Consider the following 24,165-nt stretch of genomic DNA (forward strand, 5'->3'; position numbering starts at 1 on the left):
AACTAACGCTCCTGCGGGTGAGTGGGGCTCGGGAAACTGCCGGTCTGACCGTTGCCGGCCTGACGACCCTGCGCGATGCCCCGACGAAGATTGGTCAGCCGTCCGCGTACGTCGTCAGGCGCACGCGAGACCTGCGGACCGGTTTGGTGCTGTTGCTGCTGTGCGGTGCCCGGGACGAGGTTCGCCCGGGGCACCCGGCGCGGCAGACCGGAGGTGGTGACCCCGCCTGCGGCGGGCTGCCGGACGCGCTCGGCCTGCCGGACGAGTTCGTCGTTCGGCGAGGTACGCCACGAGGAGGTCGAGGGGCCGCCGGCCGCGGGCCGCTGGGGTGCGGCCGGAGCCTGCTGCTGCGGCGCCTGCGGCGCGGGAGCCTGACCCTGATCCTGACCGCCCGCCTGCGGACCGCCGTGGAACCAGTTGGTCTCCAGCGTGTCGTACAGCGGGGTGCGGCCGTCGCCCGGACCCGAGGCCGGCGGCAGGGCCTCCGGCTCGGGACGGTGGGCGGGCCGCGGCGGAACCTGCGGCCGCGGCGAGCCGTAGCCGTTGGTGCCGTTGATCTGGGGGCGCTCGAACTGTCCCGTGGACGTCATGTCCTGGCGGCCGGGCAGCGCGTGCTGGCCCGTGCCGGAACCGTCGTAGCCGGGCGCGGCGAACTGGCCGGTGGAGCCGTTGTCGTACGCCTGCGGAGCGAACGGGTTCGGGTTCGCCGGGGTGTTCTGCCCGCCCGGGGTGCCGAAGACGTCGGAACGGGTGAACCCGTTGTCGTCACGGTCGGCGCCGCCCGGGCGCTGGAACTGGCCCGTGTCCTGGGGACCGGCGGAACCGACGGCGGGGAACTGGCTCGTGCTCTGCAGGCCGCCCGTACCGCGGCCGAAGTCGGCCGGGCCCTGGCGGTCGTCGATGCGCGGCATCCGCGAGGTCTGCGCGACGTCCGGCTCCTCGTGGCCGCGCGGGGCGTCCAGCGGGGTGCGCGGCACCGGCGGCTGGGCGTTCTCGTCGCCCCAGCTGGTCACCCGCGGCTGCGGGTTGCCGCCGGGCAGCTCGGCGCGCGGGCCGCCGCGCGGCGGGAGCTGCGGCTGACGGCCACGCGGCTCGGGGTTGTTCTTGCGCTGCGGCGGACGCCCGCCACCGAAGAAGTCCTGGTTCTGGCCGTTCACACCGGAGTTCTGCAGACCCTGCTGCGCACCCGGCGCCTGACCGCCGAAGCCGGCGCCCGCACCGGCCGGGGCCGGACGGTCCTGCTGGGGCGGGACGGGGGACTGCGGTCCGCGCGGGGGCTGGCCGCCGGGACGGCCACCGCCGTCGCGGCCGGGCAGCGCGGCCCGGGGACCCTGGCCGGCGGCGAGGCGGCCGCCTGCACCGGGAGCGGAGCCGGGACCCGCGCCGAGGGCACCGCCCCCGCCCGGGGCACCGGCGCCGAGCGCACCGCCCTGCGGGCCGCCGCCCTGGCGACGCGCGGCGGCCGCGCCCGCGGCGGCCTGCGCGGCGGCGGGACCGCCGGCGGAGCCGCCCTGACCGGGCTTGGGCTGGGGCTTCTTGCCGCCTTGGGCGACGTCCACGGGCAGCATGACCAGCGCGGTCGTACCACCGGAGTCGGACGGGCGCAGCTGGATGCGGATGCCGTGCCGCTGCGACAGACGACCGACCACGAAGAGACCCATGCGGCGGGAGACCGAGACGTCCACGGTGGGCGGCGAGGCGAGCCGCTCGTTGATCGCGGCGAGGTCCTCGGGGGACAGACCGATACCGGTGTCGTGGATCTCGATCAGCACCCGGCCGTCGGGCAGGGCGTGACCGGTGACCTTGACCTTGGTCTGCGGCGAGGAGAACGAGGTGGCGTTCTCCAGCAGCTCGGCGAGCAGGTGCACGAGGTCGTTGACGACCCGGCCGGCCACTTCGGTGGACGGCACGGAGGCCAGTTCGATGCGCTCGTACTGCTCCACCTCGGAGGCGGCGGCGCGCAGGACGTCGACCAGCGGGACCGGGCGGGTCCAGCGGCGGCCGGGCTCTTCACCCGCGAGGACCAGGAGGTTCTCACCGTTACGGCGCATACGGGTGGCGAGGTGGTCGAGCTTGAAGAGCGAGGACAGCTGGTCCGGGTCGGCCTCGCGGGACTCCAGTTCGGAGATGAGCGAGAGCTGACGCTGGATGAGGCCCTGGGAGCGGCGCGAGAGGTTGGTGAACATCGCGTTGACGTTGCCCCGCAGAAGGGCCTGCTCGGCGGCGAGGCGGACCGCCTCGCGGTGCACGTCGTCGAAGGCCGCGGCCACCTGGCCGATCTCGTCCCGGGAGTGCACACCGACCGACTCCACGGACGTGTCGACGTCCTGCGGGTCGGACTCGGACAGCTGCTTGACCAGCTCGGGCAGACGGTCCTGGGCGACCTTGGTGGCGGTCTCCTGGAGGCGGCGCAGCGAGCGGATCATGGACCGGGCGACGACGAAGGCGCCGACCAGCGACACACCGAGGACGAGCAGGATGAGGGCACCGTTGATGATGGCGTCCCGCTCGGACTCGGAGCGCAGCTCACGGGCCTTCTGTTCCATGTCCTCGAGCAGCGTGTGCTCGATGTTGTTCATCTGGCGGATCTTGGTCGACGAGTCGTCGATCCAGTCCTGGTACGACCGCTGGTCCTGCGAGGTCAGACCGGAGGCGGAGGCGAACGCACGCGAGGCGTAGGTGTCGGACTCCTCGATGACCGGGTTGCCCTGCTCGATGGGCTTCAGCAGCTCCTCGGCGCCGTCGTCGCCGTAGATGCTGCGGAAACTCGCGAGTTCGGAGGCCTCGTTGTCGAAGGCGGCGTCGGCGTACTGCCGCTCGTTGTTGGAGAGCTCGCCGTACGTCGTGTTGTTCGCCGGCAGCGCGGCCGCGAGGACGGCGCGCTGGACCGAGGCGTACTCCTTGGCGTTGGAGAAGGCGGCCAGCGCACGCGTGCGCTGGATCATCTCCGGGTTGCTGGTGGCCTGGGCCATGTCCTGCGAGAGGTCGAGCAGGCTCGTGATGAGCTGGTGGTAGGCGTCGACCGTCTGGGAGGCGTTGCCCTTCTCCGCGTACGCCGTGGAGCGGATCTTCTGGAGGTTCGCCAGGTCGGAGAGCAGACCGATGAGGCTGTCGCGGACGCCCTGGAGGTTGCCGTCCTTGGAGGCGGTGTTGATCTCCTCGGAGGCGTCCTGGAAGGCGGTCACGGCCCGGTCCGTCTTGGTCCGGTAGCCCTTGATCCCGAAGTCGGTCGCCTTGGTGCCGTGCGTCATCGGGCCGGCCGAGCGGTCGCGCTCCTCCTGGAGGGCGACGGAGAGCTCGGTCGCCTGCTTGGTCATGTCCGTCAGCAGCCGCATGTTGTCGAGCTGCTGGATGTCGTCCATGGACTCGTTGATACGCAGCGCGCCCAGGGTGGTGGCCGCGACCACCGGGAGGGTCAGCAGTGCCACGAGACGCGTGGAGATGCGCCAGTTGCGCAGGGCCACGCGGGGGCCGGGCCCGGTGGGGCCGGCCGGCGGCTTGATCGTCGGAGTCGGGGGAAGGGGGCTCGGCGACGCGGAGGCGCCGGGGCGCCCGGGGCGCTCACCGCCGTCGCCGGACGGGTTCGGGCCCGGGTTCTGGGCGTGCTGGAGCGAGGAGCTGCCATTGCTGGGGGCAGTCCCGCCGTGCGGCTCCGGCTCCGCCGAAGCACTGCCATCCCTCTTGAAACGTCCCTGCACTAGCGTCGCAACCTCTGGACCAGGCGCCCCTCCGGATGAACGGAAGGGCGGTGTCGGCGTATTGAAGGACGCCCTGAATTACGTCCCTCGAACGGTCGTGAGTGACCGGCGCTGGCTCCCCCTCCCAACCGCCACTACGGCGCTGTCGCGCCCCGGTGCGCCGGCTCGATCCAGCGGCGGTCCGTGAGATTCCAGCACAGTGCCGGATCTCCAACAAGGTGTGTTGGCCGGGCTGTGACATGCGTGACAGCGCGTGAGGGGAACGTTACGGGACGTAGAAAAGGTTCCCGTATAAAGCGGGCGTAAGGGCGCGAAACGCCAAGGCCCGGCAGGTGTCCCAGTCGCCATGATCAGGAGCGGAATGGGTGCTTCAGGGGGTCAATGTCCGTTTCCGAGCGATCGATTGGCGGCATGGTTTGACCGCTTTGATCATTGATTCGTGAGCAAACTCACACAGTGATCATGCTGCCTTCACGAGTTACCCGGGAATCGCGTGTTTAGCCTGACGCTTTACAGGGATGGCATATCCGACAACCCGGCACCACGAGCAGACAGGGCCACGTACAACAGTGAAGACGACGACGATGTTCCACAAGATCGCCAACCCGCGACGCACGACGCTGGCGCACCTCGCGGGCGCCGACGAACTGCAGCTCCCGGTCCAGCCGGAGCACGCCGTCGACCTGCCGGCCCAGACCGCCAACCCCAAGCGCACCATCCTCATGGAGGCCCCGGTCGCGGCCTCCGTCGCGGAGTAGATCCCCCGCAGGGATCCACGAGATCTTCACGATCTCCGCGGAGTGATACGCGCACCGGCCGCCGAATGCTCAAGGCGGCCGCAACGGATGTCAAGGGCGTCCCCGGCCGGGGGCGCCCTTCCGCGTTAGCCTGGAGCGTCACACTCCAGCCAGCTCAGTCTCCGTCTTCAGGCAAGGGGCCAACCAACCCGTGCGCATCGCCAGGTTCTCCATCGACGGCAACGTCGCCTTCGGCGCGGTCGAGGGCGACAAGCCGGACGAGCTCGTCCTCGACATCATCAAGGGCATCCCGTTCGCGGATTTCGAGCTCTCCGGCACCAAGGTGCCGCTGAGCAAGGTCCGGCTGCTCCCGCCCGTCCTGCCCAACAAGGTGGTGGCCTTCGGCCGCAACTACGCCGAGCACGCGCGCGAACTGGGCAACGAGGTGCCGGACGCCCCGTTCGCCTTCTTCAAGCCCTCCACCTCGGTGATCGGCTCCGGGGACGACATCCAGTACCCGCCGTTCTCCGAGGAACTGCACCACGAGGCCGAGCTCGCGGTCGTCATCGGCCGGATGTGCCGCGAGGTCCCGCGCGAACGCGTGGCGGACGTGATCTTCGGCTACACCTGCGCCAACGACGTCACCGCACGGGACGTCCAGCGGCGCGAGAAGCAGTGGGCGCGGGCCAAGGGCTTCGACACCTCCTGCCCGCTCGGCCCCTGGGTGGAGACGGACCTGGACCTCGCCACCGCGTCCGACCTCACGATCCAGCTCACGGTCGACGGCCAGCAGCGCCAGCTCGGCCGCACCAGCGAGATGATCCACTCCATCGAGGATCTGATCGTCAACATCACCGAGGCCATGACGCTGCTCCCCGGCGACGTGATCCTCACGGGCACCCCGGCAGGGGTCGGCCCCCTGGCTGTCGGCGACGAGGTCGCCGTCACCATCGAAGGCATCGGCACTCTCACCAACAAGGTTGTCAAGCGTGGCTAGCGCACCCGGCTCACCCGTCCGCGTACGTTTCTGTCCTTCCCCCACCGGTAACCCCCATGTGGGCCTGGTCCGCACCGCCCTGTTCAACTGGGCGTTCGCCAAGCACCACCGGGGCACGCTGGTCTTCCGCATCGAGGACACCGACGCGGCCCGCGACTCCGAGGAGTCCTACGACCAGCTGCTCGACTCGCTGCGCTGGCTGGGCTTCGACTGGGACGAGGGCCCCGAGATCGGCGGCCCGCACGCGCCGTACCGCCAGTCGCAGCGCATGGACATCTACGCCGACGTCGCCCGGAAGCTCCTGGACGCCGGCCACGCCTACCGCTGCTACTGCTCCCAGGAGGAGCTGGACAGCCGCCGCGAGGCCGCCCGCGCCGCCGGGAAGCCCTCCGGCTACGACGGCCACTGCCGCGACCTCACCGAGGCGCAGGTCGAGGAGTACCAGGCCCAGGGCCGCGCGCCGATCGTCCGCTTCCGGATGCCCGACGAGACGATCACCTTCACCGACCTGGTCCGCGGCGAGCTGACCTTCACCGCGGAGAACGTGCCCGACTACGGCATCGTCCGCGCCAACGGCGCCCCGCTCTACACCCTGGTCAACCCGGTCGACGACGCCCTGATGGAGATCACCCACGTCCTGCGCGGCGAGGACCTGCTCTCCTCCACCCCGCGCCAGATCGCCCTGTACAAGGCGCTGATCGAACTGGGCGTCGCCAAGGAGACCCCCTCCTTCGGCCACCTCCCCTACGTCATGGGCGAGGGCAACAAGAAGCTGTCCAAGCGCGACCCCGAGTCGTCCCTCAACCTCTACCGGGAGCGCGGGTTCCTCCCCGAGGGCCTGCTCAACTACCTCTCGCTGCTCGGCTGGTCCCTCTCCGCCGACCAGGACATCTTCACGCTGGACGAGATGATCGCGGCCTTCGAGATCGCGGACGTCAACCCCAACCCGGCGCGCTTCGACCTGAAGAAGTGCGAGGCGATCAACGCCGACCACATCCGCATGCTCGACGTGAAGGACTTCACGGAGCGCTGCGCCCCCTGGCTGAAGGCGCCGTTCGCGCCCTGGGCCCCGGAGGACTTCGACGAGGCGAAGTGGGAGGCGATCGCCCCGCACGCGCAGACCCGCCTCAAGGTGCTCTCCGAGATCACCGACAACGTCGACTTCCTCTTCCTCGCGGAGCCGGTCACCGACGAGGCCTCGTGGACGAAGGCGATGAAGGAGGGCTCGGACGCCCTCCTCGCCACCGCCCGCGAGAAGCTGGAGTCGGCCGACTGGACCTCGGCGGAGTCGCTGAAGGAGGCCGTCCTGGCCGCCGGCGAGGCCCACGGCCTCAAGCTCGGCAAGGCCCAGGCCCCGGTCCGTGTCGCCGTCACCGGCCGCACCGTCGGCCTCCCGCTCTTCGAGTCCCTGGAGATCCTGGGCAAGGAGAGGACGCTGACGCGGATCGACGCGGCGCTGGCGAAGCTGGCGGCGTAGACCGCGGGCACATCTGAGGGGCGGCACCCGGTCATTCCGGGTGCCGCCCCTCACGCGTCCGTGTCAGACGGCGTCGTTCTCGTCGATCAGATAGGCGAACTCGTCGAAGATCTCCAGGACGACGACGACCATGACGGCGCCGGCGACCATGTACTCCAGCATCACGCCGGGGGCCACATAGGCCTTGCGCAGGTGCTCGTCGGGCCCGAGCTGCGCGGTCGCAACCTTGCGGAAGGGGTCACGCGCCAGTATCCGTACGGCCTTGTCCAAGTGGGCTCGACGCTCGCCGGGCAGGCCGTCGTAGGCCGCGCGGGCTTCGACGGTGAACTGGACTCGGTACTCGCTCATGCTCCTCAGTGTGCCAGCCCGCGATACCGTCGGAGCCATGAGCATTCGCGCCGTGGTCTGGGACGTGGACGACACGCTTTTCGATTACACGACCGCGGACCGGGAGGGCATGCGGGGGCATCTGGTGGCCGAGGGGCTGCTGGAGGGGTACGGGACGGCGGAGCGGGCGCTCGACCGCTGGCGGGAGGTCACCGATCGGCAGTGGGCGCGGTTCTCGGCGGGGGAGATCACCTTCGAGGGGCAGCGGCGGGACCGGGTGCGGGTCTTCCTGGACCGGCCGGAGCTGACCGACGCCGAGGCCGACGACTGGTTCCGCAGCTACCTCACGCACTACGAGGCGGCCTGGGCGCTGTTCCCCGACGTCCTGCCCGCGCTGGACGCGCTCGCCGCCAGCCACCGCCACGCGGTGCTCTCCAACTCCAGCATCCACGTCCAGGACCACAAGCTGCGCGTCCTCGGCGTGCACGACCGGTTCGAGACCATCCTGTGCGCCGCGGAGCTGGGCGTGTCCAAGCCGGAGGCCGCCGCCTTCCTGGCCGCCTGCGACGCCCTGGAACTGGCCCCGCACCAAGTGGCGTACGTCGGTGACCACCCGGAGATCGACGGACGGGGCGCCGCCGACGCCGGCCTGCTGTCGGTGTGGATCGATCGGTACGGCGGTACGGCGACCGTCGAGGTGCCACCCGGCCGGCACCGGATCGCCACCCTCGCCGAACTCCCCGCGATCCTCGGCGCGGATACCCGTTTTGGAGCCCCGTCCACCTTCGGGTAATGTTCTTCCTGCGCCGAGGGGAGCGGGCCTGAAGGCCGGAAACCCGAAGCGCAAACTAGAACAAGATCCCCTCCGGGGCTTGCGTTCCAGTGGCCTATGGTGTAATTGGCAGCACGACTGATTCTGGTTCAGTTAGTCTTGGTTCGAGTCCAGGTAGGCCAGCTCGCAGAGCTCATCTGCAACGCCCCCGTTGTGTAGCGGCCTAGCACGCCGCCCTCTCAAGGCGGTAGCGCCGGTTCGAATCCGGTCGGGGGTACTGGTTCCGATCACGCAGGATCACTTCGGAACTGCTAGGGCCCCCGTTGTGTAGCGGCCTAGCACGCCGCCCTCTCAAGGCGGTAGCGCCGGTTCGAATCCGGTCGGGGGTACGACTGGTCTAAACCACATTGGTCTATGGTGTAATTGGCAGCACGACTGATTCTGGTTCAGTTAGTCTTGGTTCGAGTCCAGGTAGACCAGCTCGGACCTGCGGAAACGCAGTGTCCATGCCCCCGTTGTGTAGCGGCCTAGCACGCCGCCCTCTCAAGGCGGTAGCGCCGGTTCGAATCCGGTCGGGGGTACCTGACCGGAAGGCCCCTCGCTCAGGCGAGGGGCCTTCCGCATGTCCGGCCTCACTCGAAGCCGTACCGCCGCGCCGACTCCTCCTCCTGGGCCAGCCGGTGCAGCGCCTGGAGCATCGGCTCGACCAGGACCGCCCCCAGCACCGCCGTCTCGATCCGCTCCGCCTCCGACTCCCGCGTCTCCACGAAGTCCAGGTCCAGCACGGCCGCCCGATGCATCAACTCCGCGTACGACATGAGCAGTTCGGCGTCCCAGTCGTAACCGAGGCGGCGCAGCGCGGCCACCGACACCACCAGCGAGCGGTACGCCGGGGAGATCGTGGTCAGCAGCCGGGCGTTCGTCCAGCCCAGCGTGCGCAGCAGTGCGTCCGCCTCCTGCCGGGCGGCCCGTACGTGCGCGTCCTCCGTGTCCGGCTCCGGGACCTGGGGGAGCGCCCACAGGGCCGCGCCGAGCCGGATCGTACGGCCTAGGGAGTCGTCGTCGACGTGCCCGAGGACCTCCCGGACCGTGGCCACCGGGATCCGGCCCACCTGGATCATCGCCCGCACCAGCCGCAGCCGGCGCAGATGCTCCTCGTCGTACTCGGCGGTCGTGGCGTTGATCTGGCGGCCGGGCGGCAACAGGCCTTCGCGGAGGTAGTACTTGATCGTCGCCGTCGAGACCCCGCTGTGTCTGCTCAGCTCGGCCAGTCGCATCCCTTGCGCGCCTCCTTGGTCAGCGCCACTATCCAAGCATGTCGGGAGCCAGCCGAACCACCGCGGACGCGCAGGGTGACGTGGTCGTCCTGCTCATCGGGATGCGGGTCAACCACTTCTGGGCCGTGCACCAGTGGGTGCCGGTCATGTCGGCCATGTTCAGGATGCTCGCGGAGCTGAAGCGGGAGCCGGAACGGGGGTTGCTCTGGCGGGTGCTGCTCACGGCCTCGCCGCGGACGTACTACGTCGTCCAGGACTGGGAGTCCAAGGAGAAGCTGTATGCCTACGCGAGCGCGACCGACGCGTTCCACCACACGGCGTGGGCGAAGATCAACCGCCTGGAGAAGGGCGGGAAGGTGCGGGGCCACGTCGGGATCTGGCACGAGGCGTATGTCGTGCCGCAGGGGGCGTACGAGGCGGTTTACGGGGACATGCCGGCGTTCGGGCTGGCCGCGGCGCATGGGCAGGTGCCGTTGGCTGCGCGCGGGCGGTTCGCCAAGGACCGGTTCGCCTGGCGCGCCTAGCCGTTCGGGGTGCGTGGTCGTACGGCGGGTACGGGTGCGTGGGGGGTGGTCGCGCAGTTCCCCGCGCCCCTTCAGGCGGGCGTCCGTGCCGTCGGGAAAGGGCTGCCGCGGCGTTGAGGCCGCCCTTTTCCTCCGGGCTTCAGCCTGTCCTGCGCAGTGCCTCCGACAGGCGGGCCGCCGCGTCGATGATCGCCTGGGCGTGCATCCGGCCGGGGTGGCGGGTCAGGCGCTCGATCGGGCCGGAGACCGAGACGGCGGCCACGACGCGGTTGGAGGGGCCGCGGACGGGGGCGGAGACGGACGCGACGCCCGGCTCGCGCTCACCGATGGACTGGGCCCAGCCGCGGCGGCGGACGCCCGACAGGGCCGTCGCGGTGAAGCGGGCGCCCTGGAGACCGCGGTGGAGGCGCTCCGGCTCCTCCCAGGCCATCAGGATCTGCGCCGAGGAACCCGCCTTCATCGTGAGCGTGGAGCCGACCGGGACCGTGTCCCGGAGGCCGGACAGGCGTTCCGCCGCGGCGACGCAGATGCGCATGTCGCCCTGGCGGCGGTAGAGCTGGGCGCTCTCGCCGGTCACGTCACGCAGGTGGGTGAGCACCGGGCCCGCGGTCGCGAGGAGGCGGTCCTCGCCGGCCGCCGCGGCCAGCTCCGCGAGACGCGGACCGAGGATGAAACGGCCCTGCATGTCGCGCGCCACCATACGGTGGTGTTCCAATGCCACGGCCAGCCGGTGGGCCGTGGGTCGTGCGAGTCCGGTGGCCGCGACCAGCCCCGCGAGGGTGGCCGGACCGGACTCCAGGGCGCTCAGGACAAGGGCTGCCTTGTCCAGAACGCCCACGCCGCTACTGTTGTCCATGAAACGATATTCCCGTCTCACTCTGTGAAACGCAAGTTCATTTTTCCGTGAGACGCGCAACCCTGGAGGCATGGCGGCCCGAAGACCGACGGGCCTGGCGGCGGGTGCCCGGGAACAGGGGCCCGAGGGCGTCGCCTCCACAAGATCTCTAGTTGGGCCGGTGCGTCATTGCCGGCCGGAGGGAAAGCGATGGGTAGGACACTCGCGGAGAAGGTCTGGGACGACCATGTCGTCCGGCGCGCCGAGGGCGAGCCCGACCTCCTCTTCATCGATCTGCACCTGCTGCACGAGGTGACCAGCCCCCAGGCCTTCGACGGACTGCGGAAGAGCGGTCGCCAGGTGCGCCGACTCGACCTCACCATCGCGACCGAGGACCACAACACCCCGACCCTCGACATCGACAAGCCGATCGCCGACCCGGTCTCCCGGGTCCAGTTGGAGACGCTGCGCAAGAACGCCGCCGAGTTCGGCGTGCGGCTGCACCCGCTCGGTGACGTCGAGCAGGGCGTCGTCCACGTCGTGGGCCCGCAGCTCGGTCTGACCCAGCCGGGCATGACCGTCGTCTGCGGCGACTCCCACACCTCCACGCACGGCGCCTTCGGCGGCCTGGCGTTCGGCATCGGCACCTCCCAGGTCGAGCATGTGCTGGCCACCCAGACGCTGCCGCTGGTCCGCCCCAAGACCATGGCGATCACGGTCGACGGCGAGCTGCCCGACGGCGTCACCGCCAAGGACCTGATCCTGGCGATCATCGCGAAGATCGGCACCGGCGGCGGCCAGGGCTATGTCCTGGAATACCGCGGCTCCGCCATCGAGAAGCTCTCGATGGAGGCCCGGATGACCATCTGCAACATGTCGATCGAGGCCGGCGCCCGCGCGGGCATGATCGCCCCCGACCAGACCACCTTCGACTACCTCAAGGGCCGCCCGCACGCCCCCGAGGGCGAGGACTGGGACGCCGCCGTCGCGTACTGGAAGACGCTGAAGACGGACGAGGACGCGGTCTTCGACGCCGAGGTCGTCATCGACGCCGCCGCTCTCTCGCCGTTCGTCACCTGGGGCACCAACCCGGGCCAGGGCGCGCCGCTTTCGGCGGACGTCCCCGACCCGGCTTCGTACGAAGACGCCTCGGAGCGCCTCGCCGCCGAAAAGGCCCTGGAGTACATGGGGTTGGAGGCCGGACAGCCGCTGCGCTCCATCAAGGTGGACACCGTCTTCGTAGGTTCCTGCACCAACGGCCGCATCGAGGACCTGCGCGCCGCCGCCGAGCTCGTGAAGGGCCGCAAAGTCGCCGACGGCGTACGGATGCTGGTCGTCCCCGGCTCCGCCCGGGTCGGTCTGCAGGCCGTCTCCGAGGGCCTGGACGTGGTCTTCAAGGAGGCCGGCGCCGAATGGCGGCACGCGGGCTGCTCGATGTGCCTGGGCATGAACCCCGACCAGCTGGCCCCCGGCGAGCGCTCCGCCTCCACCTCCAACCGCAACTTCGAGGGCCGGCAGGGCAAGGGCGGTCGTACGCACCTGGTGTCGCCGCAGGTCGCGGCCGCCACGGCCGTCCTGGGCCACCTGGCCTCCCCGGCCGACCTGTCCGCCGACACCCCCGCGCCCGCTGGAGTCTGATCAGTCATGGAAGCATTCACCTCGCACACCGGCCGGGCCGTCCCGCTGCGCCGCTCCAACGTCGACACCGACCAGATCATCCCGGCTCACTGGCTCAAGAAGGTCACGCGGGACGGGTTCGAGGACGGGCTGTTCGAGGCCTGGCGCAAGGATGGGTCCTTCATCCTCAACCAGCCCGAGCGGCAGGGCGCGACCGTGCTGGTCGCCGGCCCCGACTTCGGCACCGGCTCCTCCCGTGAGCACGCCGTCTGGGCGCTCCAGAACTACGGCTTCAAGACCGTGATCTCCTCCCGCTTCGCCGACATCTTCCGCGGTAACTCGCTGAAGAACGGCCTGCTCACGGTGGTCCTGGACCAGAAGATCGTGGAGGCGCTCCAGGAGCTCTCGGAGAACGACCCGCAGGCCGAGATCACCGTCGACCTGGAGAACCGTGAGGTGCGCGCCGAGGGCATCACGGCCTCCTTCGAGCTGGACGAGAACTCCCGCTGGCGGCTGCTGAACGGCCTGGACGACATCTCCATCACCCTCCAGAACGAGCAGGACATCGCCGCGTACGAGGCCAAGCGCCCGTCCTACAAGCCGAGGACGCTCCAGGTCTGATCCGGAGCCCCCGGGGCAAGTCGAGTTTCGGCCAGCCCAACACCCCTCCTGTACCCCCGATCGGTCCGATCGGGGGTACAGCCGTGTCTGGGCCCGGGGCGGCTTTCGAACCTTCGCAGTTCCTGCCAACTTCCCACGTTAGAGCCGTGGTTGCCGGGGTACGCGCCCTCTGGGGACGCGGCTTCCGCGGGCGCCGTGAGGGCCGTTCGAGGGGGCAGTTGCCCCCTGGGCGGGCGACAACTCGCCCCAGATGGCACAATCTGTGCATGGAACACGACGGCCAACTCGAGCTCTATACGGCGGTCGCGAACCAGCTCAAGGAAGCGCACACAAGAGTGCGCGCACTGCAAGTCCCGGAGGGCGTACGGATGGCGCTGACCCGGAAGCTGCTGGTCATTACGGCCGCGGCCAAGCACGATCTCGCCGATGCGACAAGGCGTCTGGAGCGGTTCATGACGGACCTCGACGAGGGGCGAATGCCCGAAGAGGAGCGTTGATCGCCTCCGGAACAGCCGAGTTCGTTGCGGCACAAGGGTGATTAGCCCGTTTCGTGTTTGATTTGCGGTATATATCTGCCTAACGTGCGAAAAAGCTTGAACACTTTCGTTCTGGCGAGGTCTCCGAAGGGGAAGACGTGAACAAGGCGCAGCTCGTAGAAGCGATTGCCGACAAGCTGGGCGGCCGCCAGCAGGCCGCCGACGCGGTCGACGCGGTCCTGGACGCCATCGTCCGCGCGACCGTCGCGGGGGACCGGGTCTCGGTCACCGGCTTCGGTTCGTTCGAGAAGGTCGACCGGCCGGCCCGCTACGCTCGCAACCCCCAGACGGGCGAGCGGGTTCGGGTCAAGAAGACGTCCGTGCCGCGCTTCCGCGCAGGCCAGGGCTTCAAGGACCTGGTGAGCGGCTCCAAGAAGCTGCCGCGCGGCGGCGAGGTCGCCGTCAAGAAGGCCCCCAAGGGCAGCCTCACCGGCGGCGCCTCCGCCACGGTCAAGAAGGCCGCGGCGAAGAAGGCCACCACCAAGGCCGCCGCCAAGAAGACCACCGCCGCGGCGAAGAAGACGGCGGCGGCCGCCAAGAAGACCACCGCCGCGGCCAAGAAGACCACCGCCGCGGCGAAGAAGACGACCACCGCGGCGAAGACGGCGGCGGCCGCCAAGAAGACCACCACCGCCAAGTCGGCCGTCGCGAAGAAGACCACCCCGGCGAAGAAGGCCACCGCCAAGAAGGCCCCGGCCAAGAAGTCGACCGCGCGCAAGACCACCACCGCCAAGAAGGCCACCGCCCGCCAGTCGTAGGCACCGACAGCAGCAAGGGCACTCACGCGCCGGGCCGGACTCCCTCACGGAGCCCGGCCCGCGGCGTGTTCAGGGCCTTCAGAAGGTCTAGAAGGTCTGGAGCGTCACCAGGGTGATCCGCGGGCCGTCCTTCGGCCCCTCCACCTCGATCCGCACCCGCTGGCCCGGCCGCAGCAGCCGCAGCCCGCCCGCGTCGAACGCCGGCGCGTCGAAGGGCAACGGGGTGCCGTCGTCCAGCAGCACCTGTCCGCTGCGTGTGTCGGGGTCGTACGTGTATGCGGTCGCCTGCATGGGTCGAGCCTACTGCCCGATACCGAGCAGCCGCGCCGCCGCGGCGGCCGTCCGCGGGCCCACTCCGAGCGCCAGTGCCGCGCGCAGATCCTCGCCGGTGTCCACGTCCTGGCGTACCGAATCGACCGAGGTGAGCCGGAGTTCCTCGGCGCCCGATGCGCGATGGTGGGCGCGGGAATCCGTGCCGAATGCCGGGAGCAATTCACGGTCGGCCGAGACGGCCAGCAGAGTGGTGCCGATTCCCGCCGCATCGGCGAGAAATGCGCGCGGGAATTCCGCCGCCGCATCCAGAACCCGGGTCAATTCCCCCGGGCGCAGTGCGGGAAGATCCGCGTTGAGTGCCGCGAGAGGTGTTTCGGGACGCAGTCGCCGTACGAAGGCGGCACCGTGCGCGAGCGCCGCGTTCAGGCCGGTGCGGGGCTCGTCGGGCACGATCCGGGCCCCCAGGGCGGCCAGCGCGTGCCCCGCCGGCTGATCGTCCGTGACGACCGCCACATCCCGTACTGCCGCGCAGGCCAGCGCCGCCGCCACCGTGTCCTCGGCGAAGGCGAGGGCCAGCCCCGGGCGCAACTCGTCCCCGGCCGTGTCGGCGAGCCTGCTCTTGGCCAGCGCCAAGGGCTTCAGGGGTATGACCAAGGTCCACTGCACCGGCGTACCGTCCCCTCTCCTGTCGCGGCCATTGTCACCCGGCCCATCGGCACGCCGACGCGTCGGGCGTACGGTGTTCTCGACAGACCGGCGGCCTGGGGTGACACTTGTGCGGCTCACAGGCTTCCGAAGAGAAGCCCAGAGCGACGTACTGAGAGAAGTACCGAGAGAAGTCCCAGAGGGAAGGTGTCCGCGTGCCCCGCCGCAGAATCGGCTTCTGGTACCGCTTCGCAGCGGTCCTCTGCAAACCCTGGCTGGTGGTTCTGATCAAGCGGGACTGGCGTGGAATGGAGCACATTCCGGCCGCGGGTGGATTCATCACCGCCGTGAACCACAATTCCCACGTCGACCCCTTCGCCTACGCGCACTACCAGTACAACACCGGACGGGTGCCGCGATTCCTGGCGAAGAGCGGGCTTTTCAGGAAGGGATTCGTCGGCGCCGCGATGCGCGGCACGGGGCAGATCCCGGTCTACCGCGAGTCCACGGACGCGCTCAGCGCCTTCCGGGCCGCGATCGACGCGGTGGAGCGCGGCGAGTGCGTCGCCTTCTACCCCGAGGGCACCATCACCCGCGACCCGGACCTGTGGCCCATGACGGCCAAGACCGGCGCCGCGCGGGTCGCCCTCCAGACCAAGTGCCCCGTGATCCCCGTCGCCCAGTGGGGCGTCAACGAGCTGCTGCCGCCGTACAGCAGCAGGCCGCACCTCTTCCCGCGCAAGACCCACCATGTGCTCGCGGGCCCGCCCGTGGACCTCTCGCGGTTCTACGGGCAGGAGATGACCACGGAGATCCTCAAGGAGGCCACCGAGGTCATCATGGCCGCCGTCACCCGCCAGCTGGAGGAGATCCGCGGCGAGAAGGCGCCCGAGACGCCCTACGATCCGCGTCAGGAGCGGATCGAGCAGCGGCGCCGCACCGAGGCGGAGACCGGCGTGCAGACCGGTGCCCAGGCCGGTGCGCAGCCCAGTCACGAGGGGGAGAACAGCAAGTGAGCAAGCCCGTCAAGGCGGCCGTCTTCGGCACCGGATCCTGGGGGACCGCCTTCGGCACGGTCCTCGCCGACGCGGGCTGCGAGGTGACGCTGTGGTCGCGCCGCCCGGAGCTCGCGGACGCGGTCAACTCCACCCGGACCAACCCGGACTACCTGCCCGGCGTCGAACTCCCCGAGAACCTCCGCGCCACCGCCGACGCGGCCGAGGCCGCCCGCGGCGCCGACTTCACCGTCCTCGCGATCCCCTCCCAGACCCTGCGCGCCAACCTCGCCGAGTGGACCCCGCTGCTCGCCCCCCGCACCGTCCTCGTCTCCCTCATGAAGGGCGTCGAACTCGGGACGACCATGCGGATGAGCGAGGTCATCGAGGACGTCGCGAAGGTCGGCCGGGACCGCGTCGCCGTGGTCACCGGGCCCAACCTGGCCCGCGAGATCGCCTCCCGCATGCCGGCCGCGTCCGTGGTCGCCTGCACCGACGAAGACGTCGCCCAGAAGCTCCAGACCGCCTGCCACACGCCGTACTTCCGCCCGTACACCAACACCGACGTGGTCGGCTGCGAACTGGGCGGCGCGGTGAAGAACGTCATCGGTCTGGCCGTCGGCATCGCGGACGGCATGGGGCTCGGCGACAACGCCAAGGGCTCCCTCATCACCCGCGGGCTCGCCGAGACCACCCGCCTCGGCCTGGCGATGGGCGCCGACCCGCTCACCTTCTCCGGACTCGCGGGCCTCGGTGACCTGGTGGCGACCTGTTCCTCGCCGCTGTCGCGCAACCACACCTTCGGCACCAACCTCGGCAAGGGCATGACCCTCCAGGAGACCATCGCGGTCACCAAGCAGACCGCCGAGGGCGTCAAGTCCTGCGAGTCGGTGGCGGATCTGGCCCGTCGGCACGGTGTCGACATGCCCATCACCGAGACGGTCGTGGACATCGTCCACGAGGGCAAGCCGCCGGTCGTCGCGCTGAAGGAGCTGATGTCGCGCAGCGCGAAGCCCGAACGACGCTGAGCGAACCCGGCGGGTGGACGCTGACTCCCGGCCCTACCACCGGGTACTCTCATGCCGATATGAGCACCGAGAACCTCCCCCAGAACCCCGAGCGGCCGTCGCGCAAGCCGCGGGTGGCCGTCGTGTCCGGTGGCCGCAGCTCCGAACACGGGATCTCCGTGGTCACCGCCGGCGCCGTCCTGAAGGCCATCGACCGGACCAAGTACGAGGTCCTGCCGATCGGCATCACCCGGGACGGGCGCTGGGCCCTCATCGCCGACGACCCCGAGCGCATGGCGATCACCGACCGCCGTACGCCGGACATCGAGGCGCTCGCCGAGTCGCAGGAGGGCGGCGTGGTGCTCCCCGTCGACCCCGCCAACCGCGAAGTCGTCTACAGCGAGCCGGGATCGGTGCCCAAGGCGCTCGGCGAGGTCGACGTCGTCTTCCCCGTCCTGCACGGCCCGTACGGCGAGGACGGCACCCTCCAGGGCCTGCTGGAGCTCTCCGGCGTCCCGTACGTCGGCTCGGGCGTGCTCGCCTCGGCCGTCGGCCAGGACAAGGAGTACATGAAGCGGGTGTTCACCTCCTTCGGGCTCAAGGTCGGCCCCTACGTGGTGATCCGGCCGCGCGAGTGGGAGCGGGACGAGTCCGCCGCCCGCAAGAAGATCGTGGACTTCGCCGGCGAGCACGGCTGGCCGCTGTTCGTGAAGCCCGCGCGCGCGGGTTCGTCGATCGGCATCACCAAGGTCGACGACCTGTCCGGCCTGGACGAGGCGATCGCCGAGGCCCAGCGGCACGACCCGAAGATCCTGATCGAGGCGGCCGTACGGGGCCGTGAGATCGAGTGCGGCGTCCTGGAGTTCGAGGACGGCCCGCGGGCCTCCGTCCCGGCGGAGATCCCGCCGCCGGACGCGCACGCGTACTACGACTTCGAGGCGAAGTACATCGACTCCACCCCCGGGATCGTTCCCGCGCCGCTCACCCCCGAGGAGACGGCCGAGGTCCGCGGGCTCGCCGTGGACGCCTTCGAGGCGGCCTCCTGCGAGGGCCTGGTCCGCGCGGACTTCTTCCTCACGGAGGAGGGCGACTTCGTCATCAACGAGATCAACACCATGCCCGGCTTCACCCCGATCTCGATGTACCCGGCGATGTGGCAGGCGACGGGCATCGGCTACGAGGAACTGGTGGACAGGCTGATCCAGGCGGCACTTCGCAGGTCCACGGGACTGCGGTAGTTCTAGTCGGCGATCCCCTCGGGGATCGCCTTCTTGATGGCGGGCGCCAGGTCGATCAGCACCGACGAACTGTCCGTCCCCTCCGGCACGCTCACCTCGACATAGGCGAGCCGGCCGGCGGTGGTGAACCGGTACCCCCCGCCCTCCCGTTTCTCCATCAGCCAGTCGACCCCGTTCACGCCCCCGGCCACCGCGTCCGCGTCCTGGCCCTGGGCCACCTTCGGATCCACCATCTTCGGCGGCCGTTCCACACCGCAGCGCAGTATGATCGCCGGGTCTCCCCAGCCCGCGGTCAGCGCGGAGGCGGGCTCGGGATCCCGGCGGCCACGACCGTCCACCTTCGAGGGCAGTGCCTCGTCCAGGTTCCGGCACAGCTTCGCGGCCTTCGTCGCGGGACGGGGAACCGCCGCCGACGCGCTGTCGTCTGCCGAGGAGCAGCCCACGGCGGCGCAGAGCAGAACGAGGGCGGGCAGGCGGGCGGGCAGACCACTGGGCCGGTGACGGAAAAGGTTCACCGGCCAAGGGTAGACGGGGGCTACAGATGCACGACCGGACAGGTCAGGGTGCGGGTGATCCCGTCCACCTGCTGGACCTTGGCGACCACCAAGCGGCCGAGGTCGTCCACCGTGTCGGCCTGGGCCCGCACGATCACGTCGTACGGACCCGTCACGTCCTCGGCCTGGACGACCCCAGGAATCTTGCTGATCTCCTCGGCGACGGTCGACGCTTTGCCGACCTCGGTCTGGATCAGGATGTACGCCTGTACCACGGAACCTCCAGGGCGGCCACGAGGATCATGTGGGGAAAAGGAACGCCACGGTATCGCGTCGCCGCGTGCCACGGGGAGACCCGCGGGACGCACGGCCGCCGTGCCGGGGTGCAGGGACGGCAGAGGTTGACGGTCACGTCGGCCGTCCCGGTCGGGCGGGCCGTGTCGGCCCCCTCGACCGTATCGAGGACACTGGTGCTGCGCGACCGGGCACGGACAGGGACAGAAGGGGCGAAAGGGTAATGAAGGGCACTGTTGGTGAGCTCGGGGAGTTCGGGCTCATCAGGGAGCTCACCTCCCGTCTCACCACCACCTCGGCGGTGCGGGTCGGCCCCGGCGACGACGCCGCGGTGGTGGCCGCGCCCGATCGCCGGGTCGTGGCCAGCACCGACATCCTGCTGGAGGGCCGGCACTTCCGCCGTGACTGGTCCACCGCCTACGACGTCGGCCGCAAGGCCGCCGCCCAGAACCTGGCCGACATCGCCGCCATGGGCGCGGTGCCGACCGCGCTGCTGCTCGGCCTCGTCGTGCCCGCCGAACTGCCGGTGACCTGGCCGAGCGAGCTGATGGACGGCATCCGCGACGAGTGCCAGGTGGCCGGTGCCTCCGTGGTCGGCGGCGATGTCGTACGGGGCGACACGATCATGGTGTCGATCACCGCGCTCGGCGATCTGCGCAACCAGGAGCCGGTCACCCGGGCGGGCGCCCAGCCCGGCGACCTCGTCGCGGTGACCGGCTGGCTCGGCTGGTCCGCCGCCGGGTACGCGGTCCTCTCCCGCGGTTTCCGCTCGCCGCGGGCCTTCGTCGAGGCCCACCGCCGCCCCGAGCCGCCGTACCACGCGGGCCCGGCCGCGGCCTCCCTCGGCGCGACCGCGATGTGCGACGTCAGCGACGGACTGATCGCCGACCTCGGGCACATCGCCGAGGCCAGCAAGGTCCGCATCGACATCCGCTCCGGCGCCATCGACATCCCCACCCAGATGAACGACATCGGGTCGGCCGTCGGCGTGGACCCCATCCAGTGGGTGCTGACCGGGGGAGAGGACCACGCGATCGTGGCGACCTTCCCGCCGGACGTGAAGCTGCCCGCCCGCTGGAAGGTCATCGGAGAGGTCCTCAACCCCTCCGCGCTGCCCCAGGTGACCGTCGACGGGGCGCCCTGGACCCGGCAGGGCGGCTGGGACCACTTCGGGGACATAGAGGGGGCGTGAGGGTGAGACCCCGCGTCCTGACGGTGGCCGGCTCCGACTCCGGCGGCGGCGCCGGCATCCAGGCCGACCTGAAGACCATGCTCGCGCTCGGCGTGCACGGGATGAGCGTCCTCACCGTGGTCACCGCCCAGAACTCCCTGGGCGTGCAGGGCGCCTGGGAGCTGCCCGCCGAGGCGGTGCGCGCCCAGTACCGCAGTGTCGTGGACGACATCGGCGTCCAGGCCGTGAAGACCGGCATGCTCGCCTCCGCCGAACTCGTCGAGACCGTGGCCGCCTTGATCGCGGACACCGACGCCCCGGCCGTCGTGGACCCGGTGGGCGTCTCCAAGCACGGGGACCCCCTGCTGGCCGCCTCCGCCCTGGACTCCGTACGGACCCGGCTGCTCCCGGTGGCGACCGTCGCCACGCCGAACCTCGACGAGGTCGCCCAACTCACCGGCGTACGGGTCGAGTCGGAGGAGCGGCTGCGGGAGGCCGCGGCGGCCGTCCTGGCGTACGGACCGCGCTGGGTGCTGATCAAGGGCGGCCATCTGCCGGGCGACGCGGTGGACTTGCTGACCGACGGCACCGAGGAGCACTGGCTGCGCGCGCCGCGCCACGACAACCGGCACACGCACGGCACGGGCTGCACCCTCGCGTCCGCGATCGCCTCGCACCTCGCACACGGCCGGTCCGTGCCGGAGGCCGTGACGGCGGCCAAGGAGTACGTCACCGGGGCGATCGCCGCCGGCTTCGCGCTCGGCGGCGGGATCGGCCCCGTCGACCACGCCTGGGCCCTCACCCGGCGTACCCCTGAGGCTCCGGGTACGCCGGGAGCCTGAGGTTCGTCGCCGACTTCTCGGCGATCCGCCGGAAGAAGGCCGCCATCGGGCGGGAGGCGAGCAGCCGGTACATCCGGTCCCGGCCGCGGATCCGCCGCTCGGTGGCCGGTGCGAAGAACGGGCCGGCGCGAACGCCGTACGGTGGTCCCCGCCCGCCAGGGCGCGTTCCCCGGCCGGTACATGCGCCCCGACGACCGCGACCCGGTCGATGTGGATCTGCGTGATCGCGTCGCAGCAGAGCCCGTCGGCCCTTCCAGCGCCTCGAGCACGGCCGCGCCCCGGCCGGGCCCATGCCCGCGTGCCGCTCGGCGAGGATCCGCTTCTGCGCCGCGAGGTCCCGGCGGTCGTACGACAGCGGCTCGGACCGGAAGACCGGCGGCGCGCCCGCGCGGTCGGGGCCCCGTCGTAGTTGCCGATCATGACGGTCGGCCCGGCAACCGGGTGAGCTGGACCGGCGGCCGGGGCCGCTCGGGCCCGGCGCGCCCCGGAGCGGCGCCAGGTGCAGCGCGGACGGCGCGGAGGAGGGGTCGGCGCCGACTTCGTCCGCGAGGGTGCGCCGGGCGTCCTCGTGGACCGCGAGGGCCTCCGCCCGGCCGCCCGTCCGCGTGCGGCGCCCGCATCAGCAGCCCGTACGGCCGCTCGCTCAGCGGCTGCGCCGCCAGCAGCGGCCGCACCTCCGCCACCGGTTCCGGCCCGCCGCCGAGCGCCGGATCCGCCGCGGCGTCCGGCGCCGCGGTGATCCGGTGACCGGTGACCGGTGGCGGTGGCCTCGATCCCGGCGGGTGGCTCGGAGCCGTGGGAGGGATTCCCGCAGCGCGGAACCGGCGCGGTTGTCAGGTACAGCAAAAGGCGCGGGCACAGTCAAAAGCGCGGGCACAGCAAAAAGCCGGCCCACACGAGGTGGACCGGCTCGTTGCAGCGAACCAGCAGTGGCCGCGCACTCAGCAGTGCGTCAGCGCGAGACCTTGCCGGCCTTGATGCACGAGGTGCAAGCGTTCACGCGCTTCGGCGTCCCGCCGACCACGGTACGCACACGCTGGATGTTCGGGTTCCAGCGGCGAGACGTACGGCGGTGCGAGTGCGAGATGTTGTTGCCGAAGCCCGGCCCCTTGCCGCAGACGTCGCAGTTGGCAGCCACGGGTCACTCCAAAGACTTCAGATGCACTTACGGTTGGATCCCGGCATGCCGGGATCGAGATCGCAGGATCAGAGATCTGAGTGGCGTAGCCAGGAGAATGGCCCGATCGGATCGGGCAACCGGAGCAGCATACAACGACTGCGCCAGTAGAACGAAACTACCACGGCTGCTCTACGCTGCGTGCAGTCCAGCAGCTCAGGGAGGCGCAGGTGGCGCAGGTGCCGCAGACATTCTTCGATGCTCTCGCGGTGCGCACCTGGTGCTCGCTCGCGCTCACGGCGCTGGGCCGCGCGCGCGAGGAGATCGACGCGATCAACGTCTACCCCGTCGCGGACGGCGACACCGGCACCAACCTCTATCTGACCGTCGAGTCCGCCACGACCGCCGTGGAGGCCGTGTTCGCGGGGTACGAGACCGCTCCGGCGGCCGTGCGCAGCCCGTCCCTCGCCGACGCCGCCCACGCGATGGCGCACGGCGCGCTCATAGGCGCGCGCGGGAACTCGGGGACGATCCTCGCCCAGCTCCTGCGCGGCATGGCCCAGGTCCTCGCCGACGAGGGTGAGACCTCTCACACCGACGGGGACGGGCTGCGGCTGGCCCTGCGGCACGCCGCCGACTCCGCCCGCCAGGCCGTCGCCCACCCCGTCGAGGGCACGGTCCTGTCGGTCGCCTCGGCCGCCGCCGACGCGGCCGCGGGCACCGAGGGCGACTGCGGGACCGTCGCCCGCGCCGCCTACCGGGGGGCGTGCGCCGCCCTGGCCGCGACCCCGGCCCAGCTGGCCGTCCTGGAACACGCCGGGGTGGTCGACGCCGGCGGGCGGGGGCTGGTCGCCGTCCTCGCGGCGCTGGTGGAGACGTTCACCGGAGAGGCACCGGTGTTCTCCGGGGGCGCGGTGCACGCGCGCGGGGCGGCCGGTTCGGGGCCGGGCACCGCGGACTGCGCCGACACACCGGGCGGCGCGGACGGGCCCGCCTTCGAGGTGATCTATCTCCTGGAGGCCGCGGACCCGGCCGTCGCCCGCCTGCGGCAGCGGCTGGACGCCCTCGGGGACTCCCTCGTCGTGGTCGGCGGCGACGGCCTGTGGAACGTCCACGTCCACGTGGACGACGCGGGCGCCGCCGTCGAGGCGGGCGTCGAGGCCGGACGGCCGTACCGGATCCGGATCACCCACTTCGGCGCCGGCGACGCCCACGCGCGCGGGGGCGAACGCCCGGTCCGCGAGCGCGTCCAGCGGGCCGTCGTCGCCGTCGTGCCCGGCGAGGGCCTGGCCGGGCTGTACACCGAGGCCGGCGCGACCACCGTCCTCGCCCGCCCAGGGGAGCCGCCCGCCAGCGGGGAGCTGGTGGAGGCCGTGCGGCGGGCCCACGCGCGCGAGGTCGTCCTGCTGCCCAACGACGCCGATCTGCGCCACACCGCCGCCGCGGCCGCCGAACAGGCCCGCTCGGAAGGCATCCGGGTGGCCCTGATCCCCACCCGCTCCGCCGTCCAGGGCATCGCCGCGCTCGCCGTGCACGAGGCGGACCGCCGCTTCGACGAGGACGTCGTCTCCATGACCTCCGCGGCCGGCGCCACCCGCTACGCCGAGGTCGCCGTCGCCGAGCGCCAGTCGTGGACCATGGCCGGCATCTGCCAGGCCGGTGACGTCCTCGGGCTCATCGACGGCGACGTCGCCGTCATCGGCGCCGACGTCACCGCCACCGCCGAGTCCACCCTGGACCGCATGCTCTCGGCGGGCGGCGAGCTGGTCACCCTGGTGCTCGGCGACGACGCCCCCGAGGGCATCGCCGAACACCTGGAGACGCGGGTGCGGGAGGCGTACCTCGCCGTCGACACGGTCGTGTACCGCGGCGGACGGCAGGGTGCGCTGCTGCTGATCGGCGTCGAGTAGCCG

General features: G+C 71.1%; 24 protein-coding genes, 5 tRNA genes and 1 pseudogene. 20 read left to right on the plus strand and 10 right to left on the minus strand.

The window, feature by feature from the left end; all coding sequences use genetic code 11:
- Nucleotides 1–2: 2 nt before the first annotated feature.
- Nucleotides 3–3,698, minus strand: a complete 3,696-nt coding sequence (locus AQJ64_RS27995) for a sensor histidine kinase (protein WP_059203094.1) — start codon at nt 3,696–3,698, stop codon at nt 3–5.
- 569 nt (nt 3,699–4,267) lie between these two features.
- Between AQJ64_RS27995 and AQJ64_RS48315 the strand changes: the two genes are divergently transcribed.
- The 3 genes from AQJ64_RS48315 to gltX all read left to right on the plus strand — a co-directional run bounded on the left by AQJ64_RS48315 (nt 4,268) and on the right by gltX (nt 6,909).
- A complete protein-coding gene (locus tag AQJ64_RS48315) occupies nt 4,268–4,456 on the plus strand; it encodes a hypothetical protein (protein ID WP_162252503.1) in 189 nt (62 codons plus the stop codon).
- 190 nt (nt 4,457–4,646) lie between these two features.
- Nucleotides 4,647–5,432 carry a fumarylacetoacetate hydrolase family protein gene (locus tag AQJ64_RS28000; RefSeq protein WP_055634338.1) on the plus strand — a complete coding sequence of 262 codons (786 nt, stop codon included), beginning with the start codon at nt 4,647–4,649 and terminating at the stop codon, nt 5,430–5,432.
- On the plus strand, nt 5,425–6,909 hold the full coding sequence (gltX, locus tag AQJ64_RS28005) for a glutamate--tRNA ligase (RefSeq protein ID WP_079061987.1): 1,485 nt from the start codon (nt 5,425–5,427) through the stop codon (nt 6,907–6,909). Before AQJ64_RS28000 ends, gltX begins: the two co-directional genes overlap by 8 nt.
- 63 nt (nt 6,910–6,972) lie before the next feature.
- On the opposite strand, the gene AQJ64_RS28010 is transcribed toward gltX, so the two are convergent.
- Entirely contained in the window at nt 6,973–7,257 is a 285-nt protein-coding gene (locus AQJ64_RS28010; RefSeq protein WP_055634336.1) for a hypothetical protein, read from the minus strand.
- A gap of 37 nt (nt 7,258–7,294) precedes the next feature.
- Here AQJ64_RS28010 and AQJ64_RS28015 point away from each other — a divergent pair, with 37 nt between their 5' ends.
- The 6 genes from AQJ64_RS28015 (at nt 7,295) to AQJ64_RS28040 (ending at nt 8,589) form a co-directional block, all read left to right on the plus strand.
- Complete coding sequence (locus AQJ64_RS28015; RefSeq protein ID WP_055634335.1) at nt 7,295–8,029, plus strand: HAD family hydrolase; 735 nt, start codon at nt 7,295–7,297, stop codon at nt 8,027–8,029.
- A 90-nt stretch (nt 8,030–8,119) separates the two neighbouring features.
- Nucleotides 8,120–8,191 (plus strand) — tRNA-Gln (locus AQJ64_RS28020).
- A 21-nt stretch (nt 8,192–8,212) separates the two neighbouring features.
- Nucleotides 8,213–8,285: transfer RNA gene (locus AQJ64_RS28025), tRNA-Glu, on the plus strand.
- Nucleotides 8,286–8,324: 39 nt separating this feature from the next.
- Nucleotides 8,325–8,397 (plus strand) — tRNA-Glu (locus AQJ64_RS28030).
- Between the two features lie 19 nt (nt 8,398–8,416).
- Nucleotides 8,417–8,488, plus strand: a tRNA-Gln gene (locus tag AQJ64_RS28035).
- Between the two features lie 28 nt (nt 8,489–8,516).
- Nucleotides 8,517–8,589: transfer RNA gene (locus tag AQJ64_RS28040), tRNA-Glu, on the plus strand.
- 51 nt (nt 8,590–8,640) lie between these two features.
- Here AQJ64_RS28040 and AQJ64_RS28045 read toward each other — a convergent pair.
- Nucleotides 8,641–9,285 (minus strand): MerR family transcriptional regulator, encoded by a 645-nt coding sequence (locus AQJ64_RS28045; RefSeq protein WP_055634334.1) that lies wholly within the window; start codon nt 9,283–9,285, stop codon nt 8,641–8,643.
- A gap of 38 nt (nt 9,286–9,323) precedes the next feature.
- Between AQJ64_RS28045 and AQJ64_RS28050 the strand changes: the two genes are divergently transcribed.
- Nucleotides 9,324–9,809, plus strand: coding sequence for a DUF4188 domain-containing protein (locus tag AQJ64_RS28050; protein WP_055634333.1), 486 nt, complete (start codon nt 9,324–9,326; stop codon nt 9,807–9,809).
- 139 nt (nt 9,810–9,948) lie between these two features.
- Here AQJ64_RS28050 and ndgR read toward each other — a convergent pair whose 3' ends face one another.
- A complete protein-coding gene (gene ndgR / locus AQJ64_RS28055) occupies nt 9,949–10,665 on the minus strand; it encodes an IclR family transcriptional regulator NdgR (RefSeq protein ID WP_055634332.1) in 717 nt (238 codons plus the stop codon).
- A gap of 189 nt (nt 10,666–10,854) precedes the next feature.
- On the opposite strand from ndgR, the gene leuC reads away from it, so the two are divergent.
- From leuC to AQJ64_RS28075, 4 genes are all read left to right on the plus strand, one after another.
- Entirely contained in the window at nt 10,855–12,282 is a 1,428-nt protein-coding gene (gene leuC / locus AQJ64_RS28060; RefSeq protein WP_055634331.1) for a 3-isopropylmalate dehydratase large subunit, read from the plus strand.
- A 6-nt stretch (nt 12,283–12,288) separates the two neighbouring features.
- Nucleotides 12,289–12,882, plus strand: coding sequence for a 3-isopropylmalate dehydratase small subunit (gene leuD / locus AQJ64_RS28065; protein ID WP_055634330.1), 594 nt, complete (start codon nt 12,289–12,291; stop codon nt 12,880–12,882).
- A 266-nt stretch (nt 12,883–13,148) separates the two neighbouring features.
- Entirely contained in the window at nt 13,149–13,379 is a 231-nt protein-coding gene (locus AQJ64_RS28070; protein WP_055634329.1) for an SCO5555 family protein, read from the plus strand.
- Between the two features lie 137 nt (nt 13,380–13,516).
- Nucleotides 13,517–14,176, plus strand: a complete 660-nt coding sequence (locus AQJ64_RS28075) for an HU family DNA-binding protein (RefSeq protein ID WP_055634328.1) — start codon at nt 13,517–13,519, stop codon at nt 14,174–14,176.
- A gap of 87 nt (nt 14,177–14,263) precedes the next feature.
- Here the strand turns inward: AQJ64_RS28075 and AQJ64_RS28080 are convergent, their stop codons facing one another.
- A complete protein-coding gene (locus AQJ64_RS28080; protein ID WP_055634327.1) occupies nt 14,264–14,467 on the minus strand; it encodes a hypothetical protein in 204 nt (67 codons plus the stop codon).
- Between the two features lie 9 nt (nt 14,468–14,476).
- Complete coding sequence (gene cofC / locus AQJ64_RS28085) at nt 14,477–15,115, minus strand: 2-phospho-L-lactate guanylyltransferase (protein WP_055634326.1); 639 nt, start codon at nt 15,113–15,115, stop codon at nt 14,477–14,479.
- A 194-nt stretch (nt 15,116–15,309) separates the two neighbouring features.
- Here cofC and AQJ64_RS28090 point away from each other — a divergent pair, with 194 nt between their 5' ends.
- Genes AQJ64_RS28090 through AQJ64_RS28100 form a run of 3 tightly spaced genes read left to right on the plus strand, consistent with a single transcriptional unit; the run spans nt 15,310 to nt 18,334 of the window.
- Nucleotides 15,310–16,110 (plus strand): lysophospholipid acyltransferase family protein, encoded by an 801-nt coding sequence (locus AQJ64_RS28090; RefSeq protein ID WP_055634325.1) that lies wholly within the window; start codon nt 15,310–15,312, stop codon nt 16,108–16,110.
- Nucleotides 16,107–17,117 (plus strand): NAD(P)H-dependent glycerol-3-phosphate dehydrogenase, encoded by a 1,011-nt coding sequence (locus AQJ64_RS28095; RefSeq protein ID WP_055634324.1) that lies wholly within the window; start codon nt 16,107–16,109, stop codon nt 17,115–17,117. Before AQJ64_RS28090 ends, AQJ64_RS28095 begins: the two co-directional genes overlap by 4 nt.
- 59 nt (nt 17,118–17,176) lie before the next feature.
- Nucleotides 17,177–18,334, plus strand: a complete 1,158-nt coding sequence (locus AQJ64_RS28100; RefSeq protein WP_055634323.1) for a D-alanine--D-alanine ligase family protein — start codon at nt 17,177–17,179, stop codon at nt 18,332–18,334.
- Between the two features lie 2 nt (nt 18,335–18,336).
- On the opposite strand, the gene AQJ64_RS28105 is transcribed toward AQJ64_RS28100, so the two are convergent.
- Both AQJ64_RS28105 and AQJ64_RS28110 read right to left on the minus strand, forming a co-directional pair.
- Nucleotides 18,337–18,849, minus strand: a complete 513-nt coding sequence (locus tag AQJ64_RS28105) for a DUF3515 domain-containing protein (protein ID WP_055634322.1) — start codon at nt 18,847–18,849, stop codon at nt 18,337–18,339.
- Nucleotides 18,850–18,869: 20 nt separating this feature from the next.
- Complete coding sequence (locus AQJ64_RS28110) at nt 18,870–19,103, minus strand: Lrp/AsnC family transcriptional regulator (protein WP_030793842.1); 234 nt, start codon at nt 19,101–19,103, stop codon at nt 18,870–18,872.
- Nucleotides 19,104–19,345: 242 nt separating this feature from the next.
- Here AQJ64_RS28110 and AQJ64_RS28115 point away from each other — a divergent pair, with 242 nt between their 5' ends.
- Together AQJ64_RS28115 and thiD are read left to right on the plus strand one after the other, a co-directional pair.
- Nucleotides 19,346–20,314 (plus strand): thiamine-phosphate kinase, encoded by a 969-nt coding sequence (locus AQJ64_RS28115; RefSeq protein WP_055634321.1) that lies wholly within the window; start codon nt 19,346–19,348, stop codon nt 20,312–20,314.
- Nucleotides 20,315–20,316: 2 nt separating this feature from the next.
- Nucleotides 20,317–21,135 carry a bifunctional hydroxymethylpyrimidine kinase/phosphomethylpyrimidine kinase gene (thiD, locus tag AQJ64_RS28120; protein WP_099053970.1) on the plus strand — a complete coding sequence of 273 codons (819 nt, stop codon included), beginning with the start codon at nt 20,317–20,319 and terminating at the stop codon, nt 21,133–21,135.
- Here thiD and AQJ64_RS52470 read toward each other — a convergent pair.
- Together AQJ64_RS52470 and rpmB are read right to left on the minus strand one after the other, a co-directional pair.
- Nucleotides 21,092–21,691 (minus strand): annotated as a pseudogene (locus tag AQJ64_RS52470) (hypothetical protein); the annotation flags it as partial. The gene thiD and the pseudogene AQJ64_RS52470 overlap by 44 nt on opposite strands.
- Nucleotides 21,692–22,087: 396 nt before the next feature.
- Nucleotides 22,088–22,273 carry a 50S ribosomal protein L28 gene (rpmB, locus tag AQJ64_RS28125; protein WP_003993230.1) on the minus strand — a complete coding sequence of 62 codons (186 nt, stop codon included), beginning with the start codon at nt 22,271–22,273 and terminating at the stop codon, nt 22,088–22,090.
- Nucleotides 22,274–22,482: 209 nt separating this feature from the next.
- On the opposite strand from rpmB, the gene AQJ64_RS28130 reads away from it, so the two are divergent.
- Nucleotides 22,483–24,162, plus strand: a complete 1,680-nt coding sequence (locus tag AQJ64_RS28130) for a DAK2 domain-containing protein (RefSeq protein ID WP_055634320.1) — start codon at nt 22,483–22,485, stop codon at nt 24,160–24,162.
- Nucleotides 24,163–24,165: the final 3 nt, after the last annotated feature.

Source organism: Streptomyces griseoruber, assembly GCF_001514205.1.
Lineage (GTDB): Bacteria > Actinomycetota > Actinomycetes > Streptomycetales > Streptomycetaceae > Streptomyces > Streptomyces griseoruber.

Bases quoted from the DNA above. Each gene is read 5' to 3' on its own strand.
- AQJ64_RS28010 (WP_055634336.1), bottom strand. From the start codon at position 7,257: ATGAGCGAGTACCGAGTCCAGTTCACCGTCGAAGCCCGCGCGGCCTAC.
- AQJ64_RS28015 (WP_055634335.1), top strand. From the start codon at position 7,295: ATGAGCATTCGCGCCGTGGTCTGGGACGTGGACGACACGCTTTTCGAT.
- AQJ64_RS28045 (WP_055634334.1), bottom strand. From the start codon at position 9,285: ATGCGACTGGCCGAGCTGAGCAGACACAGCGGGGTCTCGACGGCGACG.
- AQJ64_RS28050 (WP_055634333.1), top strand. From the start codon at position 9,324: ATGTCGGGAGCCAGCCGAACCACCGCGGACGCGCAGGGTGACGTGGTC.
- ndgR (WP_055634332.1), bottom strand. From the start codon at position 10,665: ATGGACAACAGTAGCGGCGTGGGCGTTCTGGACAAGGCAGCCCTTGTC.
- leuC (WP_055634331.1), top strand. From the start codon at position 10,855: ATGGGTAGGACACTCGCGGAGAAGGTCTGGGACGACCATGTCGTCCGG.
- leuD (WP_055634330.1), top strand. From the start codon at position 12,289: ATGGAAGCATTCACCTCGCACACCGGCCGGGCCGTCCCGCTGCGCCGC.
- AQJ64_RS28070 (WP_055634329.1), top strand. From the start codon at position 13,149: ATGGAACACGACGGCCAACTCGAGCTCTATACGGCGGTCGCGAACCAG.
- AQJ64_RS28080 (WP_055634327.1), bottom strand. From the start codon at position 14,467: ATGCAGGCGACCGCATACACGTACGACCCCGACACACGCAGCGGACAG.
- AQJ64_RS28100 (WP_055634323.1), top strand. From the start codon at position 17,177: ATGAGCACCGAGAACCTCCCCCAGAACCCCGAGCGGCCGTCGCGCAAG.
- AQJ64_RS28115 (WP_055634321.1), top strand. From the start codon at position 19,346: ATGAAGGGCACTGTTGGTGAGCTCGGGGAGTTCGGGCTCATCAGGGAG.